Origin of the sequence: Bacillus sp. DB-2 (assembly GCF_003315125.1) — a bacterium.
Classification (GTDB): Bacteria; Bacillota; Bacilli; order Bacillales; family Bacillaceae_G; genus Bacillus_A; species Bacillus_A mycoides.
Window position 1 is genome coordinate 19,085 of record NZ_QNRN01000004.1, and the last position, 17,824, is coordinate 36,908.

General features: G+C 33.0%; 17 protein-coding genes and 1 other annotated feature. Of the genes, 12 read left to right on the plus strand and 5 right to left on the minus strand.

Features of this window, described 5'->3' with window-relative positions; translation table 11 throughout:
• Nucleotides 1-129 precede the first annotated feature (129 nt).
• Nucleotides 130-1,056: an NADP-dependent oxidoreductase gene (locus DET63_RS07910; RefSeq protein ID WP_113936337.1), complete on the plus strand. Its 927-nt coding sequence runs from the start codon at nt 130-132 to the stop codon at nt 1,054-1,056.
• Between the two features lie 61 nt (nt 1,057-1,117).
• Here DET63_RS07910 and DET63_RS07915 read toward each other — a convergent pair whose 3' ends face one another.
• The gene (locus DET63_RS07915) at nt 1,118-1,822 is read right to left on the minus strand and encodes a class I SAM-dependent methyltransferase (RefSeq protein WP_113936338.1); all 705 of its coding nucleotides are present in this window, start codon (nt 1,820-1,822) and stop codon (nt 1,118-1,120) included.
• Nucleotides 1,819-2,721, minus strand: coding sequence for an SMP-30/gluconolactonase/LRE family protein (locus DET63_RS07920; RefSeq protein ID WP_113936339.1), 903 nt, complete (start codon nt 2,719-2,721; stop codon nt 1,819-1,821). Before DET63_RS07920 ends, DET63_RS07915 begins: the two co-directional genes overlap by 4 nt.
• 140 nt (nt 2,722-2,861) lie before the next feature.
• Between DET63_RS07920 and DET63_RS07925 the strand changes: the two genes are divergently transcribed.
• Both DET63_RS07925 and lysS read left to right on the plus strand, forming a co-directional pair.
• A complete protein-coding gene (locus DET63_RS07925) occupies nt 2,862-3,032 on the plus strand; it encodes a DUF2197 domain-containing protein (RefSeq protein ID WP_113936340.1) in 171 nt (56 codons plus the stop codon).
• A 71-nt stretch (nt 3,033-3,103) separates the two neighbouring features.
• Nucleotides 3,104-3,360: a binding site (T-box leader), on the plus strand.
• Nucleotides 3,361-3,437: 77 nt separating this feature from the next.
• The gene (lysS, locus tag DET63_RS07930; RefSeq protein ID WP_113936341.1) at nt 3,438-4,991 is read left to right on the plus strand and encodes a lysine--tRNA ligase; all 1,554 of its coding nucleotides are present in this window, start codon (nt 3,438-3,440) and stop codon (nt 4,989-4,991) included.
• Between the two features lie 61 nt (nt 4,992-5,052).
• Here the strand turns inward: lysS and DET63_RS07935 are convergent, their stop codons facing one another.
• The gene (locus tag DET63_RS07935) at nt 5,053-5,481 is read right to left on the minus strand and encodes a cell wall hydrolase (protein WP_113936342.1); all 429 of its coding nucleotides are present in this window, start codon (nt 5,479-5,481) and stop codon (nt 5,053-5,055) included.
• Nucleotides 5,482-5,640: 159 nt separating this feature from the next.
• Here DET63_RS07935 and DET63_RS07945 point away from each other — a divergent pair, with 159 nt between their 5' ends.
• From DET63_RS07945 to DET63_RS07960, 4 genes are all read left to right on the plus strand, one after another.
• Nucleotides 5,641-6,555 (plus strand): acetamidase/formamidase family protein, encoded by a 915-nt coding sequence (locus DET63_RS07945; RefSeq protein WP_113936343.1) that lies wholly within the window; start codon nt 5,641-5,643, stop codon nt 6,553-6,555.
• Nucleotides 6,556-6,674: 119 nt separating this feature from the next.
• Nucleotides 6,675-7,382, plus strand: a complete 708-nt coding sequence (locus DET63_RS07950; protein ID WP_016091485.1) for a response regulator transcription factor — start codon at nt 6,675-6,677, stop codon at nt 7,380-7,382.
• Nucleotides 7,379-8,362 (plus strand): sensor histidine kinase, encoded by a 984-nt coding sequence (locus DET63_RS07955; RefSeq protein WP_113936344.1) that lies wholly within the window; start codon nt 7,379-7,381, stop codon nt 8,360-8,362. Before DET63_RS07950 ends, DET63_RS07955 begins: the two co-directional genes overlap by 4 nt.
• Nucleotides 8,363-8,562: 200 nt before the next feature.
• A complete protein-coding gene (locus tag DET63_RS07960) occupies nt 8,563-9,462 on the plus strand; it encodes a LysR substrate-binding domain-containing protein (protein ID WP_113936345.1) in 900 nt (299 codons plus the stop codon).
• A gap of 116 nt (nt 9,463-9,578) precedes the next feature.
• Here DET63_RS07960 and DET63_RS07965 read toward each other — a convergent pair whose 3' ends face one another.
• Nucleotides 9,579-10,568, minus strand: a complete 990-nt coding sequence (locus tag DET63_RS07965; RefSeq protein WP_113936346.1) for an aldo/keto reductase family protein — start codon at nt 10,566-10,568, stop codon at nt 9,579-9,581.
• A gap of 511 nt (nt 10,569-11,079) precedes the next feature.
• Between DET63_RS07965 and abc-f the strand changes: the two genes are divergently transcribed.
• From abc-f to DET63_RS07990, 5 genes are all read left to right on the plus strand, one after another.
• Entirely contained in the window at nt 11,080-12,708 is a 1,629-nt protein-coding gene (gene abc-f, locus DET63_RS07970) for a ribosomal protection-like ABC-F family protein (protein ID WP_113936549.1), read from the plus strand.
• A gap of 20 nt (nt 12,709-12,728) precedes the next feature.
• Entirely contained in the window at nt 12,729-13,322 is a 594-nt protein-coding gene (locus tag DET63_RS07975) for a GNAT family N-acetyltransferase (RefSeq protein ID WP_113936347.1), read from the plus strand.
• A 468-nt stretch (nt 13,323-13,790) separates the two neighbouring features.
• On the plus strand, nt 13,791-14,561 hold the full coding sequence (locus DET63_RS07980; RefSeq protein WP_113936348.1) for an ABC transporter ATP-binding protein: 771 nt from the start codon (nt 13,791-13,793) through the stop codon (nt 14,559-14,561).
• Complete coding sequence (locus DET63_RS07985; RefSeq protein WP_113936349.1) at nt 14,536-16,467, plus strand: FtsX-like permease family protein; 1,932 nt, start codon at nt 14,536-14,538, stop codon at nt 16,465-16,467. The genes DET63_RS07980 and DET63_RS07985 overlap by 26 nt, the downstream gene beginning before the upstream one ends.
• Before the next feature lie 54 nt (nt 16,468-16,521).
• Nucleotides 16,522-17,205, plus strand: coding sequence for a lipoprotein BA_5634 family protein (locus tag DET63_RS07990; protein WP_113936550.1), 684 nt, complete (start codon nt 16,522-16,524; stop codon nt 17,203-17,205).
• A 76-nt stretch (nt 17,206-17,281) separates the two neighbouring features.
• Here the strand turns inward: DET63_RS07990 and DET63_RS07995 are convergent, their stop codons facing one another.
• The gene (locus tag DET63_RS07995) at nt 17,282-17,623 is read right to left on the minus strand and encodes a DUF3914 domain-containing protein (RefSeq protein WP_113936350.1); all 342 of its coding nucleotides are present in this window, start codon (nt 17,621-17,623) and stop codon (nt 17,282-17,284) included.
• Nucleotides 17,624-17,824: the final 201 nt, after the last annotated feature.

The window sequence follows — 17,824 nt, forward strand, 5'->3', positions numbered from 1 at the left end:
CTCATGATGCTTAATTAGTAGAGTAGAGTAGCATAAATATCACCTCCTAACATATTTATTGTCATCCAAGGCGGAAAATTTTGAAAAATAATTGTTTGTTATTACAATAAACAACAAGGGGGAGAGGAAATGAAAGCAATTGCTATTGATCAATATGGTAGTGTTGAAGAATTACAAGAAAGACAAGTTCCTAAACCAGTTGTTAAATGTAATGAAGTATTAATACGTATACAAGCAACATCTGTCAATCCTGTTGATTGGAAAATAAGAAAGGGAGAATTACAAGAGAAGCTGCAATTTTCATTTCCAATAATATTAGGTTTAGATGTTGCTGGAGTAATTGAAGAAGTTGGAGAAGATGTGGACCATTTCAAAATAGGAGATAAAGTGTTTACGAAACCAGAAAATATAGGGAAAGGCTCCTATGCTGAATACATTACAGTGAAATCAGATTTAGTAGCACATATGCCAAATAATATTAGTTTTGAAGAAGCTGCGTCTATACCTCTTGCAGGACTAACAGCTTGGCAAAGTCTTGTTGATTACGCACAAATAAAAGAAAATGATCGAGTATTAATTCATGCTGGAGCGGGCGGAGTAGGTAGTTTTGCAATTCAAATTGCAAAATCATTTGGCGCCTTTGTCGCTACAACTGCAAGTAGTAAAAATGAAGAGTTTTTAAAGTCTTTAGGTGCTGACCTCATTATTGATTATAAAAAAGATAAATTTGAAGAGCTACTATCAGATTATGATATTGTGTTAGATACAATCGGCGGAGAAGTACAAGAAAAAAGTTTTCAAATTATTAAATCTGGTGGTGTTCTAGTTTCTATCGTTCATGAACCACGTCATGAAGTAAAGGGCATAAAATCAGGGTTTTTATGGTTGAAACCAAGCGGGAAGCAATTGGACGAATTATCTGTTTTGATTGAGCATGGAAAAATTAAACCTATCATCAGTAAGGTTGTTCCGTTTAATGAAAAAGGCGTTAGAGAAGCTCATATTTTGAGTGAAAGTCAGCATACTAGAGGGAAAATTGTAATTACGATGGAGTGATATTTACATAAATATAGGAGTGGTGACTATAAAAAATAAAAATTGTCACCACTCATATAAACTACAATTTTTGCACGACAAAAGTAATCGCATTCGTATTGAATTGAATGTGTTTACCGTTTCGTACAATATCATACGCTAAATTTTTTATTTCAACTTTTACTTCTTTCCATTCGTTATAAACGCCTTTTAGTGTACGTATCATTTCTTCCGTAGAAAGGTTAATTTCAATTAAAGCATCTAATCCTTCTCCTGTTTCTAAATCTATTTCTTGAATGTTAGAGTTAACGATTAAACAATTGATACCGCCACTCTTTGTCCCATTTTTCATAGTCTGAAGCACTTTTTTAAAATCGTCTATTGATCTAACATGTTCTAAACTTGATACTGCAACGATGTAGTCATAAGTATTAGGAGCAATATAGTAGTTTTCAATTGCTGCTTGTTCCGTTTTTATGTATTCAAATACACCATATTCTTTGCTATAAACTTGTAACTTCATTAAAGCCGAATCAAGTAGATCAACACAAGTAACAGTGCCGCCACTATTCATGATTTTTTGTGCAATTGGAATACTGTTTCTACCGACACCAGATCCAAGGTCAAGTATTTGTAGGTCTTTCTGTCCTTCAAAATAGTTCAGCATGCCCATAACTGTTTTAACAGGTTTATACAGCCAAGATCCTGCTTCGAATAATTTATATTGTTCATAGCAAAGATCGTGATACTTTTTCTCTTCTTGTCTTATGTAATCGATTCTGTTCATAGTATTTCAGCTCCAATAGTTTCATGGCGAAATGAATAGGTTCGACAACCTTTAACATTCATTTGAATTCGAAATATACCACCAGCATGTGGGTACTGTTTTAATTCCGCATCGGTCATTCTTGTTCTGGCTGTTGTGATATATAAATCGGTCAAATTAGGTCCTCCAAATGTACACGACGTTACATACAAAGCAGGAATCGGAATGCTTAAAATCTGTTCTCCAGTCAAGGGATTCCATCTAGTAATCTTCGAGCCTCCCCAATGCGCAATCCATAAACAACCTTCTACATCAATTGTCATACCATCGGGTAGACCTTCATTTTCAGGGAAGATGATAACATCTGTTGGATTGCTAATTACACCAGTATGTATATCATAATGAAAACGGACTACTTTTTTTGTAGGTGTATCAATAAAATAAAGGTATGTATCGTCAGGAGACCATGCTATGCCGTTTGATGTATTTACATGTGCAACTTTTTTATCTACGTTGAAATTATTGTTTAAACAATACAAGGAACCAGCAGCATTAATACCGTATAAGTCTGTAGTGCCTGCCCAAAAGCGGCCAGCCGGATCGCATTTCCCGTCATTAAAACGATTTTCTATTAAATGTGGTTCAGGATCATAAATATGTGTAAGCTCTTCTGTATTTAGATTAAAAGAATAAAACCCTCTTTCTAGAGCTAAAAGTACTACATCATCTAGATATGGAACGACACAGCCGATTTGCTGATTGAGGGCAATCACTCGGTTTGAATTATTAGTGGGGGTATAAATGCATAGTTTTTTCTCCATAATATCAACCCAGTATAAAAGCTGCTTTTTTTCATTCCAACATGGTCCTTCAGCTAAACTTGCTTTAGCATCTAAAACTAATTCTATATTATTGAACAAGATGTTCACCTCGCTTTATAAGATATTTATATAATTCGATAAGAATAGAGGTAAACCTTTTGTGAGAGATTATTAAGATTTATAATGTCGAAAACAGACCTTTTCAAGTTATTAAAAAATGTATAAACACTGTGAGGAAAATGCATATGATGTTTTATGAGATTGTTTGCTTTTCGTGTAAAAATGTATTCCGAGTATACGAAGGAAGTGAAAAATATAAGCGATTTAAGGAGAAACCGAAAGGGACATCTTGTTGTGATGAGTGTAGCCACAGAATTCAATTAGAAGCGATAAAAAATTTTTTTAGGTAGTTTTATATTTTTGTTCAGAAAAAATTGACAATAAACACATAATAAATTATCATATGTAAAAATCAATATTTAAAATGGCATTGAAGAGAAGAGTAGTTAAGAAAGAATACGTACAGAGAGCTCTGGTAGCTGAGAAAGAGCGGTATACATCTTAATGAAAAAAGACTTGGAGCTGCGCAAGGAACTAATTTATTTAGGGATGGTGCGACGGGTTCTCCCGTTATAGAGATAGGGTATAAGCATATTTTGCCGTACCTGAAAAGGTTAATATGGTGACGTATTAACAAACTGAGGTGGTACCGCGAAGCTAATAACTCTCGTCCTCAAGATGAATAATCTTGGGGGTGGGAGTTTTTTTGTTGTATAAAACTGAAAATGTGAAAATACAATTGAGGTGAGTGGCATATGCATTGGGCGTATGAAGTAGCACATGAATTAATTAGAAAACATCCAAACAAAGAAACTTTTGTTTGTGCAGCTGGAATTAGTCCATCTGGTTCTGTTCATATTGGAAACTTCCGTGAAATAGTAACGACTTATTTCGTTGTAAGGGCTCTGCAAGATTTAGGGGAAAAGACTCGGTTTATCTTTTCATGGGATGATTATGACAGGTTTAGAAAAGTTCCTAAAAATATTGATCCTTCTTTTGCAAAATATATTGGTATGCCATACTGTGATATTCCTGATCTGTATGGGTGTCATAACTCGTACGCAGAGCATTTTGAAAAAGAGTTTGAGAAATCGCTACAAGCATTTGGGATTGAAGTGGAATTCATATATCAATATGCTGAATATAGAAGCGGAAGGTATAACGAAAACATATTAGAGTCTTTGTATAAAAGAAAAGAAATATATGATATTTTAATGGGTTTTAAAACAGGAATACACCGAGAAGAAGATAGAGAAAACTTTTATCCCGTTACGTTATATTGTGAGAGGTGCGGGAAAGATGCAACAACTATTACACATTTTGATGAAGTATTAAAAACAGTTCGGTATGACTGTGAATGTGGAAATCAAAATAAATTATCCGTATTAAATACAAGTCAAATGAAACTGAATTGGAAAATCGATTGGCCGATGAGATGGATGATAGAGGATGTTATTTTCGAACCGGGCGGAAGAGATCATTCATCGGAAACCGGTAGTTATAATGTATCAAAAGAAATTGCAAGGAAAATATTCAATTGTGAAGCCCCTCAATACGTTGCTTATGATTTCATTGGAATTAAAGGGCATCATGAAAAAATGTCCAGTTCTTCAGGGAATAGCATTACACCTAGCGACTTATTAAAAGTGTATGTACCAGAAGTGATTCTTTTTATGTTTGCAAAATATAGGCCCGGCGCAGCTTTTCATATTGGACTTGATGAAGATGTGATTCGCAATTATACAGAGTATGAGAGATTGAAGGATAGTTATGAAAATAAAACACTCAAAAATGAAGATTTATTTGATGCAATTAAACTTTCTAGGCTTGATAGCCGATTTAAAGAGTATCCAAAGTTTAATCAAGTAGCAGGAACTTTACCTTTATTAAATTTTGATTCATCAGTTTTACAAGATATATTAGGAAAAATAGATAGGAGTTTTGCATTACCTGAAATGATAGCGATAAGTAATCGTGTAGAGTATTGGATAAGAAACTTTCAATCTGAAAAAGTAATAACGGTAAATCAAGAGAAAAATACGGCGTTTTATAACACATTAGAAGATAGGCAGAAAAAATGGGTAGTAGAAGTTTGTGAAGTACTTCGTTCTAATAACGATCATTCTAACTTAATGGAACTATTGTATCCGATTTGTCTTCATGAAAATAAAAAAATAATGAGAGAGAATCAAAAACAATTGTTTGCCATTATATATAGGCTCATTATGAATCAATCAAACGGCCCGCGTATACCACTACTTATACATGTTGTAGGAGTTGAAAAATTTGTCTCGTTATTAGATTTCTAAAATATAATAAAAAACAACGCAAGTACTTAAAAGAATAAGTACTTGCGTTGTTTACTTTTTACTAGCGCGTATACATTTTTGGACATTCATCACCACTTGGTTCATAAAAACAATGACTTTTAAATTGTCCTGCAAACGGCTGGTTATACCATTCGGGTGGACAAGCTCCAACTGGACGAAAATACCAAAGAGCCCATCGTGCTGGCCAGCGCCATTCACCTTGTAAAACTTTTCTTGCGATTTCTTTTTCTGATTCACGGGCACGTTGATAAAAGTAACCGTATTGAACTGCTTCGAATCCGCCAGGGCTTTGATATACTGCATCACGCACAGATCGAAGTTGTTTGAAATCTAAGCAATCACAAAATACACGGTTTACTACAACACATCCAACAAGTTGTTCACCTTGTCGTCCTTCGCCCTCAGCTTCAGCACGGATTAAACGTGCTAGTAAATCAACGTCACTTTCGTTGTATGGAATAAGGGGCATTGTAATACCACCTTTCTTTACCTGTTATAGTAAAGAGTGTATGTTTCAAAATGAGCTAAGTGCATTTTTCTTGAAAATAACTACTAATTTTAAAAAGGAGCTTATGCAGATAAAAGCTAATTATTATATAGAAGATAAAAACGAAAAAGGAGAGGTACTATGCATCGTATTCATAAAGAACATATCATTTACGCAATGTCACCAGAAAATAATCCATGTATTGAAGTAGAAATTGGGAGCCGTCTTGTATTTGAAACATATGATTGCTTTGAAAATCAAATTGATTCTGAAGATGTTGTGTTTCAAGAGTTAGATTGGAATCGAATTAATCCAGCGACTGGACCTGTATATATTAAAGGCGCAGAACCTGGTGATATATTAGTCGTAATGATTGAAAAAATTAAAATTGCAGAGCAGGGTGTTTTAACTACAGGTGCGAACCTAGGTGTAATGGGTGATAAGTTAAATGAAAATACAGTAAAAATTGTCCCAATACATAATGGATATGTTTCATTTTCAAATGAACTGCAAATTCCAATTAATCCAATGATTGGTGTGATTGGTACTGCACCGAAAGAAGAGAGTATTTCATGTGGTACACCGCATGATCATGGCGGGAATATGGATTGTAAAGAGATTAAAGAAGGAACAGCATTATTATTACCTGTAAATGTTCCTGGTGCTCTTTTAGCATTAGGTGATTTACACGCTGCGATGGGTGATGGTGAAATTGGTGTTAGTGGAGTAGAGGTTGCTGGTGAAGTAACTGTAACTGTTCAAATTATAAAAGAAAAGACATGGCCAATACCAATGGCTATCCAAAAAGAAAAAATAATGACAATCGCTTCTGAGAAATTGTTAGATGATGCAGCTAGTCGTGCTGTACGTAATATGGTGACATTTTTACATGAAGAATTAGAAATGTCTAAAGCTGATGCAACTCTTTTATTATCAGCAGCAGGTAATTTGAAAATTTGCCAAGTTGTGGATCCACTAAAAACGGCGCGGATGGAACTAGGAAGGGAATATGTGAAGAAGTTAGGATTTTCTCTAAATGAATTTCATATTAAATAAGAAAAATAGAAAAGGATACTTTTGTATAAAAGTATCCTTTTCTATTTTACGGATTTTGTGAAAAGAGGTAGTATTTATATAAGTATATTTGAGATTGTGGATCAAAAAGGAGTTCAGAGATGGTTAAAATTATGATTGTTGAAGATGATATGAAAATTGCGGAGCTATTATCAACATATGTTGCGAAATACGGTTACCAAGGAATTATTGTAACGGATTTTCAAAATGTGTTAGACATATTTTTAGAAGAACAACCGGAGTTAGTTTTATTAGATATTAATTTACCAAGTTTTGATGGTTACTATTGGTGTCGTCAAATTCGCGGGGTTTCTACATGTCCGATTTTATTTATTTCGGCCCGTGAAGGTACGATGGATCAAGTTATGGCGTTAGAAAATGGTGGCGATGATTTTATTCCGAAGCCGTTTCATTATGAAGTTGTAATGGCGAAAATCCGTAGTCATTTAAGACGTGCTTACGGAGATTACGCACCGAAACTAGAAGAACGAATGGTTGAGCAACAAGGGCTTTGTTTATATCCCGAAAGACTTGTATTAAAACTTAGGAACCAAGAGATTGATATAACGAGAAACGAAGCCATTTTATTAGAGATGTTAATGAAAAATTATCCGCGTGTTGTAAGTAGAGAAGTATTATTAAATAAATTATGGGATAGTGAATCCTATGTTGATGATAATACATTAAGTGTAAATACAACACGTGTGCGTAAAAAGTTGAAAACGTTACAAATTGAAGGAGCAATTGAAACAATTCGTAGTGTTGGATATAGATTACATATTACTTGGGATAATGGTATGGAAAAATGATAAGGTTGTTTATACGTGATCATATACCACTTATTTGTTTTACTGCGATCCAACTACTAGCCATATTCTTAGTTTATTGGTTTGATGGGCATAATCATATTTCAACGGCATTATATGCAATGTTTTTAGGTGCTTTTTTTATGGTAAGTTATTTAGTATTTCGTTATTTTACACATCGTTCTTTTTATGAACGTTTAGCAAATCCGTTGCAATCTTTGGATGAATCTGTTCAAAAATCTGATTTTGCAGTTTTATCTACTGCTCTCCAAGATTTGCTCGAAGTACAATATCGACATTATCAAAATCAGCTCCAGTTACAAGAGAGGAAAAATAATGATCATTTAACCTTTATGAATCAGTGGATTCATCAAATGAAAACACCTTTATCTGTAATAGAATTAATTACACAAGATGAAGTGGATTCGCGTTTTGAAAGTATTAATGAGGAAACGGATAGGTTGAAAAAGGGGTTAGAGATGGCACTGTATGTCGCACGTTTAGAGGCATTTACACAAGATTTTTATGTGGAAAGAGTACAACTACATAAAATAGTGAATGATTCTGTACATGAACATAAACGCTTTTTTATCCGGAATTTCGTATATCCAGAGCTTGAAATTGATAAGGGTATTACTGTAGAAAGTGATGCGAAATGGTTACAATTTTTAATTGGACAAATTATATCGAATGCAATTAAATACTCATCAGGTAGTAGAGAAAAGATTAAAGTGAAAGCTTGTAAGGAAGGTAATAATATTGTACTTGAAATTGCCGATAGTGGCGTAGGGATACCGAAGCAAGATTTACCAAGAGTGTTTAAACCTTTCTTTACAGGAGAAAACGGTAGAGATTTTAAAGAATCAACGGGAATGGGACTATATCTTGTATATGAGATTACAAAACAATTAGGACATAATGTAGAGATCCATTCAGAAGTTGGTAAAGGTACCGTTGTACGAATTAAATTTTGTAATGTGTAAAAAGTAATCAAGGCTAAAGAACTTTTGAGATAAGTTTTTTAGCCTTGTTTTGTATCCTTGATACAATTTGAGAATGACAGATTATTTACCTAAGAGAATTTAAAAGAACCTGATGAAGTTAAAAGAAATAGTAGGCCTATAAACGTTTTTTAGTAATACAAGAGAAATCTTTGATAGTTGTAAATGATAGGAGGATTGAAATGGATATTCGAAAAATGAGATATTTCATAACGGTGGCAGAAGAATTAAACTTTAGTCGTGCAGCAGAGCGTCTTATGATGGCACAACCTCCTTTAAGTCAAGAAATTCGTAAATTAGAAGAAGAGTTAGGAGTTCAACTTTTTCATCGAACGAAAAGAATGGTTGAACTTACGGATGCCGGAAAAATATTTTTAGAAGGTGCGCGGCAAACATTGCTTCAAGTAGATAGAACCATTAAAGAAACACAGCTTGCGGATGAAGGGAAGATAGGACATTTAATAATTGGTTTTGTCGATTCTACAGAAACCGTTATAGACATATTAAAAAAATTTCGAGAACGTTTTCCTAAAATACAGCTCATATTACGCGAGATGACAACAGACCAGCAAATAAAAGCGTTATATGAAAAACAAATTCATATTGGATTTATTCGTTCCAAGCAGAATAATGAAATATTAGTTTCCGAAGTTTGTTCTGAGGAATGTTTAAAATTAGTTTTGCATGAAGAGCATCCTTTAGTTTCATTACGTAACATTTCAATCAAATCATTAGTTGATGAACCATTTATTTTATTTCCTCGTCATTTCGGTACTAACTTTTATGATTTTATTATTAGTTACTTTTGGGAACATGGAGTAAGTTTAAATATTGTTCAAGAGGCGATCCAAATGCAAACTATTGTGAATTTAGTTGCAGCAGGGATGGGGATTTCTGTCGTTCCATCATCGGTGGAAAGCTATAAAAAATCGGGTGTCATGTATAAAGACATTCAAGAAAATACACCGAAAATAAATTTATATGTTGGATGGAGACAAGATGAAAAATCTGTCGTATTAGAGAACTTCTTAACAGTTGTTAGAGAGGTTTATACGACTTCACAATTTGAATTTGAAAAGTAAAGGCCCATCTTGATGGGATGGGCAGGGGGAAAGTTGGATAGGAAAACTTCTATTTTTATTTTAAAGTCAGACTACAAAGATATTTTGTGGTTTTTAAAAAGGAATTCACTGATGTTTCAACCTGTTTTACTCGGATCGTACTCAATGAAACCTTTTAGTACACTATCAATTTGATCCATTATTTCAGGTTGTAATTTAATACTAGAAGCAATTACGTTTTCTCTTATTTGCTCCGGATTTGAAGCGCCAATAATTGCAGAGGAAACAGCTGGATTTTGTAGTACCCAAGCAACTGCGAGTTGTGGTAGGGTAAGATTAGTTTCTTGCGCGATGGGATTGAGTTTCTGAATTGCAGTGAGTACATCATCACTCATCCAACGTTGCACGAGTTTGTGGAAAAATGGTTTACCAGCATCTGAATTAGCACGTGATTGAGTCGGTATTGGTTTACCAGGTTGATATTTTCCAGAGAGAATACCTTGTGCGAGGGGAGACCATACAACTTGACCAAGTTCCTCACGTTGACATGTTGGTATTACATCAGTTTCAATAACTCGCCACAACATCGAATATTGAGGTTGGCTAGCGATAAGTGGAATGTTCAATTCTCGTGCAAGTGCTGCACCGCGGGTAATTTGTTCTGATGTCCATTCACTTACGCCTAAGTAAAGGACTTTACCTTGTCTTACAAGATCAGCAAAAGCTAACATCGTTTCCTCAAGAGGAGTTGTTGAGTCAAATCTATGTGCATAATAGACATCAATGTAGTCTGTCTGCAACCGCTGTAACGATGCATTGCAATTTTCTATAATATGTTTTCTCGATAATCCACGATCATTTTTTCCAGGTCCGGTCGGATGGCATACTTTTGTACATAGTTCTATGCTTTCTCGGCGTGTACCTTTCAAAGACCGGCCAAGTACTTCTTCGGCTATAGTGTCCGAATAGACATCAGCAGTATCGAACGTAGTAATTCCGACATCTAGTGCGGCTTTCACACAATCATTTGCAGTATCTTCGTTTACTTTTCCACCATGGTTAATCCAGTTCCCGTATGCAATCTTACTTACTGTTAATCCACTGTTTCCTAGTTTACTAAATTCCATTGTAGTATCCTCCTTTTAAAATGATATCTTTATTATAAGAACTGAAATGTAATATGTATAATATGTAATTAATGATACATTTATATAAAAATTATATAAGAGAGAGTGCGTAGAAGTTTACTACTAAGGAAATCTAAAGCCAGTAGTATTACAGATGTTGTTTGTGTTTGATCGATATGAAGTGAAGATAAATAGACCTAAAAGAAAGCAATCATTTTCACAGCACATATAATTACATTTACTCATACAGTACTATCATGGTACAATATGGTTACTAACGACGGAAAGGAATGATGGGTGGACGATGATTAACTAATCTTATTTTTAAATGTTGAAATTCAATAAATTTCAATTTATAAAAAATAGGATTAGTCTGCCCAATCTCCTTACAACGGTATTGCTATTTATTATGCGTAATAGCTTATTTGGGTATAAATATGTTAACGACTAATCCTGCCAAATTAATTTGGGAGGATTTTTTTGTTCTCCCTTAATGAAAGGGATCGGTAATATGAAAGAAATTTTAAAATTAAATGATGTGTATGTTGAAATAATGGAAAATACTTTATTAGAGAAAATGAATGTTACAGTAAGACAAGGGGATGTTATCGGATTAATCGGTAAAAATGGTGCCGGTAAATCAACGTTACTTCAATTAATAAATGGGAAGATTGAGCCATCAAAAGGGAATGTTGAATGGCAGGAAATGAATATGACAACGGCATATGTTGAACAAGAAATAGAATCTTTTATTAGTAATGATATGATTGCAAAAGAAGCAGAACTTCTTGCGAAATGGGGCGTGCCAACGAACGATTTTCTTACTTTAAGTGGTGGTGAAAAGCTGAAAGTTCGACTAGCAAAAGGATTTGCCGAAAATCCTAATTTATTAATATTAGACGAACCGACAAATCATTTAGATGAGATGAGTACGGAATTTCTCATTAAGCAAATAAAAAATATGAAGGGTACAGTTATCGTTGTATCGCATGATCGATACTTTTTAGATGTTGTCGCAACGAAAATATGGTCAATTGAGGAAAAGAAACTAATTGAGCATAGCGGTAATTATACGAGTTATATGAAAGCACGTGAGCATACAAGAATGACGCAGCAACGTGAATATGAAAAACAACAAAAAAAGATAGAACAAGTAGAAACACATATAAAAGAATTAAGTTCATGGTCACAAAAGGCACACGCACAGTCTACAAAACAAGAAGGAGTTAAAGAGTTTTATCGTGTAAAAGCGAAGCGAATGGATGCGCAAGTGAAGTCAAAACGAAAACGTCTCGAAAAAGAGCTGGAGAAAACGAAAGTAGAACGTGTGAAAGAAGAGTATTCAGTGGAGTTCTCTATTCAAGCGAATAAAAAAGTAGGAAAACGCTTTTTAGAAGTAAAGAAATTAAAAAAAGACTTTCATGGAAAGACATTATTTGAAAACGTTAATTTTACAATCCAGCACGGTGAGAAGGTTGCGATTGTTGGACCAAACGGTAGCGGGAAAACAACCTTATTGAAGATGATTATGGAAACAGAAACTGCTGAAGGAGAAGTATGGGTTTCACCATCTGCAAACATCGGTTATTTAACACAAGAAGTATTTGATTTACCACTAGATAAAACACCAGAAGATTTATTTTTTAAAGAGACATTTGAAGAAAGAGGAAAAGTCCAAAATTTAATGAAACATTTAGGATTCCAAGCTTCTCAATGGAAAGAGCCGATTGAGCATATGAGTATGGGGGAACGAGTAAAATGCAAGTTAATGGCTTATATTTTAGATGAAAAAGATGTACTTATTTTAGATGAACCGACGAATCACCTTGACCTCCCTTCACGTGAACAGCTTGAAAATACATTAGCTGAGTATAATGGAACACTCGTTATAGTTTCTCACGATCGATATTTTCTAGAGAAAACAACTAACACGAAACTCGTGTTTTCAAATAATACGATACAAAAGCAGCTAGAGGAACTTATTAAAACAAGAGATGATATTGAAGAGCTACGTTTAACGTTAGAAACAGAGCGACAAGAAGTATTAGGTAAATTAAGTTTCTTAACTTCTAACGATAAAGAATATAAAGAACTTGATGAACGATTTATAGAACTTACGAAGCAGATTAAGGCGCTTTAATATAATTAAGGGGGATTAACATGGGAGAAGAGAGTTCGACTAATTTATTTAGAATAGACTGTGGAGATATATACTTGCAAGAGTTTACTATCAAAGATGCGGAGAGTATTTATAAAATATCGAATCAACCGGAAATAGAACAGTTTTTACCAGACTGGAAATCAACGAAAGAACAAAGGGTTAATTGGGTTGCAAATTATGAAATACCAGAAAATAAAGCATTTCTTAATGCAGTGAGAACTACGACTAACATAGATGATCACATATTAAGACTAGGAATATTTAAGAAAACCACAAATGAATTTATTGGATGGTGCTGCACAGGTATTAAAGGTGAACTTCCTGCACCAAATAGAGAAATAATGTATGCTATTTCAAGCGAGTATCAAAGCAATGGTCACGCTACGAAAGCGACTAAAGGGTTAATTAATTATTTGTTTGAAAATACAAATGTAGATGTCCTCAACGCAATTGCTTTAATTAACAACGTACCATCAAATAAAGTTATTGAAAAATGTGGATTTACTTATTTGAGCCAACAGACGATAGAAAACCAACTATATAATCATTATTTATTAAGCAAATCAGAGTGGATAAAAAATATTGCTCTTTAAAAGGAGTTATAATGGAATGAAATGATTTTAAAAAAGCTTAGAGCTAAAACTCTGAGCTTTTTTATGTACTATTTACTTTTGGATTATACTTATGAATTATAAGTTATGATTTATCGTTTTGAAGTTCTATAGTTATTCTTTATAATATATTTTATGTTGCTAATAAAGAATACAAGGAATACAGCAACTTTTAATGATGATAATCGTTTCTTAAACCCACTTTTATTTATATATTTAATAGGCTTACAAGGTGTCCTGGCAACCAGAAATAAGTAGTATTGTATTTTATACTACTATATAGATATTATAAGATGAATAATCGTTAATTATAGTTTGAAAACAGGTTTGTTATCAGTTCTTTTAGAAATCTTACAAGCGTGTAAGATAAATGAAAGATGAATCAATATGTGCTATAAGACAATTCATTTACACTTTATAGTGAGCAGTGGAAATGAAGGGAGAATATAAATGGAAATTTTACATGCAAAAAGTATTAGTAAAGTATATAAAGGGAAAATGCCTTTTAAAGCATTGGTAGATATTGATTTATCAATTCAAGAAGGTGAATTTATAGGGATTATGGGGCCATCAGGGAGCGGGAAAACAACGTTATTAAATATGGTATCTACTATCGACTCTCCAACATCGGGAGAAATATTAATAAATGGTACAAATCCTTTCCAGTTGACATCAGATAATTTGGCTTTATTCCGTAGGAAACAATTAGGATTTGTTTTTCAATCATTTAATTTACTTAGCACACTTACAGTAAAGGAAAATATCGTATTGCCGATGACATTAGATGGTGTTTCTGTACAAGAAATGAACAAACGAGTTGAAGAAATTGCAGAGAAATTAAATATTACAGATATATTGAGTAAAAGAACTTTTGAAATTTCAGGGGGGCAAGCTCAAAGAACAGCAATTGCTCGTGCAATTGTTCATAAGCCACAATTATTACTTGCAGATGAACCAACAGGGAATTTAGACTCTAAATCTTCAAATGATGTAATGGAGATGCTAGATACTTTAAATAAAGAAGAAAAAGCTACGATGATGTTAGTTACACATGATCCGTATGCAGCGAGTTTTTGCAGCAGAGTTATCTTTATTAAAGATGGTCAATTATATAACGAAATTTATTGCGGTGACAGCAGGCAAGCCTTTTATCAAAAGATTATGGATGTCCTTTCTTTGTTAGGAGGGAAAAGGCATGACTTTTCGTCAGTTCGCATTTAATAATATTTTTCGTAATAAGCGTACATACGCTGCCCATTTTTTAAGTTGTGCATTTTCTATTATGATTTTCTTTACGTATGCCCTTTTATTATTTCATCCTGATTTACAAGGTGAATTAAAATCGACGAGTACAACAATAAGTGCATTTGGAACATTAGGATTTACAATTTCGCAAGGCTTGATTTTTGTATTTTCATTTTTCTTTATTTTATATTCAGTAAGTTCATTTTTAAAAACACGTAAGAAAGAATTTGGCATTTTAATGATGCAAGGAATGTCAATGAGGCAGCTTAAGAAATTATTATTAATTGAAAATATGTTAATTGGACTTGGGTCAATTTGTATAGGGATTTTCATCGGACTCATATTTTCTAAACTAGTGTTATTGATAAGCGCAAGTGTATTAATGATTAGTAATGGTTTACCTTTTTATATACCAGTGCAGGCGGTATTATTAACATTCATCACATTTCTTTTATTATTTTTAATTGTTTCGCTTGTTACTTTTAAAATGATAAAAGTAACGGAACTTGTGGAACTTATTCAAGCAGAGGAAAAGCCAAAGCCTGAACCGAAAGCTTCAATTCTATTATCACTACTTTCTTTAATTAGTGTAGGCTATGGATATATTTCAGTATTTCGCTTTATCCCAAGTACTAATTTTATTACGCTCGGAATGGGTGTACTTCTAGTTATTATAGGAACGTACTTTTTATATACACAGTGTAGCGTGTATATATTGTATCTTGCTAAAAGAAGTGAATCATTCTTTTTAAAGCGAACAAATATATTAACATTTTCAGAATTAATTTACCGTATGAAAGATAACGCAACGATGTTTTTCATTGTATCTATTATTTCAGCAGTTGCATTTACAGCAATCGGTACAACAGCTGCTCTTGGTAATAGGAATTTAGTATGGATGACAAACCCATATACATTTCTGTATGAAAGCTCTGAAAACAACAAATTGGTAGATAAACATCTCTCTATTATAAAAAAACATCTTGAGGATGCAAATATTCCGTACCGAATGGCTTCATCTTCAAATAAATTTACAGAAAGTAACGTAAATGTATTGAAATTAAGTGAATATAACGAACTTACGAGAGCACTCGGGTACCAACAAGAAACGATTGAAAAAGAAGATGAAATTTTACTAATCCCTGGGAGGGTGTCACAAAAACAAGAATTTAAAAATGGTGACTATAAAAAAAATATTGAAGTCATTCAAGGAGATTGGACAAAGACATTTCGTGTGAAAAAAACTGTGGGAAATTTAGTTTTACCACATGATCCTAGTAGTATTTATATTGCTGTTCAAGATCATGTGTATGATGAAATTCCTCATACAAGTAATCCAAAAGATGAAAATATTCAACATCGTACTTACGGATTTGTTGTAGATGATTGGATAAAAACGAAAGAGATTTCAAATCAATTAAAGAATGTATTCGATAAAGATCTTAGGGACAGAGATTTCTACTTTGAAGCTTTAACATTAAACTTGTTGGAGGCAAAACAAAAGAATGGTTTATTACTTATGGCAAGTATTTTAGTCGGAATCGTTTTCTTTACATTTGCTGCTAGTTTTATTTATTTCCGATTATATACTGATTTGGATCGCGATCAACAGCAATATAAAATGATTTCGAAAATGGGATTAAGTAAACGAGAATTAAAAAAAATTGTAACGAGACAGTTAGTATTAATGTTCTTCTTACCGATTATCATTGCAGTGATTCATACTGTAGTTGCGTATACGGCACTGCAACAATTAGTCGATTTTTCTATTTTAAATAGCTCGATCGTTATTTTAATTTCATTTATATGTATACAAGTTTTATATTTCTTTATAACTCGTTGGCGTTACCTACAAAAGCTTTATAAAGTTATGGAGCAATAGAGTTTATTAGCTTGTAAGACTACATTAAAGTATGTGGAAAAAATGAACTGTATGATGAAAGGAAACGCGATGAAAAGAACTTTAACTATTTTTATGTTAACGATACTACTTTTAATAAGTTTTAGTGCATGCTCTAAAAAGGAAAATCCATTTCCTGCAAACGGTTTATTAATCATTGGAGATGAAAATAAAATTCCACCAATTATTAATCGTTATCAAGAAATTACGAAAGAAAATGAAGTGTTTTCTGTGAAAAAAGGTAAAGTTGGAAATGGACAGGTATTAATTTTAAATGAATCTACAGCACAAGCATTGATTAAAGAAAAAGTTTTTCGTAAACGAGATAATGGCTCCAATTATATTATAGATACGTTACCGAAATTCCCAAAAGAAGGTTCGCTGTTGTTTACACATGAAGACGAAAAGAATATGAAAAGTATTGAATTAGAAGGAAAAGAGATTCCAGTTTCATACGATAGTGACGCTTGGATAGGTAACACTCGTAAATATCCAACGCAATGGTATGTGATTGTAGCACAAAATAGTGTGTATAAAGAAATAAAGGTAAATGAAACGAAAATGCACCTTCTTCATCTGAAAAAATCTTTAGGAGATGAAAAACCTAAAATGTCGACAGATAATACATTGGTTAATGAAAATGTCAAAGTAACAAGGCTAATTAAAGGTTTGGAAGGAGAAGTATCTTTTCAATTTGTAACGATTGGAGAAAAATCTTAAAAAAGAGTTCAAGGTTGATAAAAACTTTATCAATCTTGAACTCTTTTTAGTTTATAGACCAATCAAATATTATGCTTTACATTACTTCATCTAATCGGGCCTCACTCGTTTCTTCAATCGTATTTGAATTTTGAACTGAATTATTTTGAGCTTCTTTTTCTTTACGAGACTTTTGTAGCATTTCAAGGATGATCCATAAAGGAACACCTTTATCCTTTAACATCTTCCATAAATCTAATTCGTTAAATTTATGCTCAGGCTGTTTCATTTCTTTTTCAGAGGAACGAATATCGAACTTGATAGGATCATCCGCTTTCTTACCTTCAAGTTTAGTAGAAGAGATAGTATTATGCTCAAGAATAGATGGAGTTATTTTAGTAGGTTGAGATAATGTATGAATGTTTGATTCAATTTGCATGCTTTTTCCTCCTTTTCAAGTAATGAAATAAGTTTTCTTATGATTATTAAATCCATTTGACATGAGGAAACTATATTCAATTATAAATTCAAATAATCAGATTTACAAGTTGTATTGTGAAAAGTAAATGTTTACTTGAATTAATATTTATCAACATTTGTGTATGTTGTCTATATATACAACGTATATAAAATACTTTAC

Bases quoted from the DNA above. Each gene is read 5' to 3' on its own strand.
- DET63_RS07990 (WP_113936550.1), top strand. From the start codon at position 16,522: ATGAAAGGAAACGCGATGAAAAGAACTTTAACTATTTTTATGTTAACG.
- DET63_RS07950 (WP_016091485.1), top strand. From the start codon at position 6,675: ATGGTTAAAATTATGATTGTTGAAGATGATATGAAAATTGCGGAGCTA.
- DET63_RS07915 (WP_113936338.1), bottom strand. From the start codon at position 1,822: ATGAACAGAATCGATTACATAAGACAAGAAGAGAAAAAGTATCACGAT.
- DET63_RS07960 (WP_113936345.1), top strand. From the start codon at position 8,563: ATGGATATTCGAAAAATGAGATATTTCATAACGGTGGCAGAAGAATTA.
- DET63_RS07945 (WP_113936343.1), top strand. From the start codon at position 5,641: ATGCATCGTATTCATAAAGAACATATCATTTACGCAATGTCACCAGAA.
- lysS (WP_113936341.1), top strand. From the start codon at position 3,438: ATGCATTGGGCGTATGAAGTAGCACATGAATTAATTAGAAAACATCCA.
- DET63_RS07995 (WP_113936350.1), bottom strand. From the start codon at position 17,623: ATGCAAATTGAATCAAACATTCATACATTATCTCAACCTACTAAAATA.
- DET63_RS07975 (WP_113936347.1), top strand. From the start codon at position 12,729: ATGGGAGAAGAGAGTTCGACTAATTTATTTAGAATAGACTGTGGAGAT.
- DET63_RS07955 (WP_113936344.1), top strand. From the start codon at position 7,379: ATGATAAGGTTGTTTATACGTGATCATATACCACTTATTTGTTTTACT.
- DET63_RS07985 (WP_113936349.1), top strand. From the start codon at position 14,536: ATGACTTTTCGTCAGTTCGCATTTAATAATATTTTTCGTAATAAGCGT.
- DET63_RS07910 (WP_113936337.1), top strand. From the start codon at position 130: ATGAAAGCAATTGCTATTGATCAATATGGTAGTGTTGAAGAATTACAA.
- DET63_RS07980 (WP_113936348.1), top strand. From the start codon at position 13,791: ATGGAAATTTTACATGCAAAAAGTATTAGTAAAGTATATAAAGGGAAA.
- DET63_RS07965 (WP_113936346.1), bottom strand. From the start codon at position 10,568: ATGGAATTTAGTAAACTAGGAAACAGTGGATTAACAGTAAGTAAGATT.
- DET63_RS07925 (WP_113936340.1), top strand. From the start codon at position 2,862: ATGCATATGATGTTTTATGAGATTGTTTGCTTTTCGTGTAAAAATGTA.
- DET63_RS07935 (WP_113936342.1), bottom strand. From the start codon at position 5,481: ATGCCCCTTATTCCATACAACGAAAGTGACGTTGATTTACTAGCACGT.
- abc-f (WP_113936549.1), top strand. From the start codon at position 11,080: ATGAAAGAAATTTTAAAATTAAATGATGTGTATGTTGAAATAATGGAA.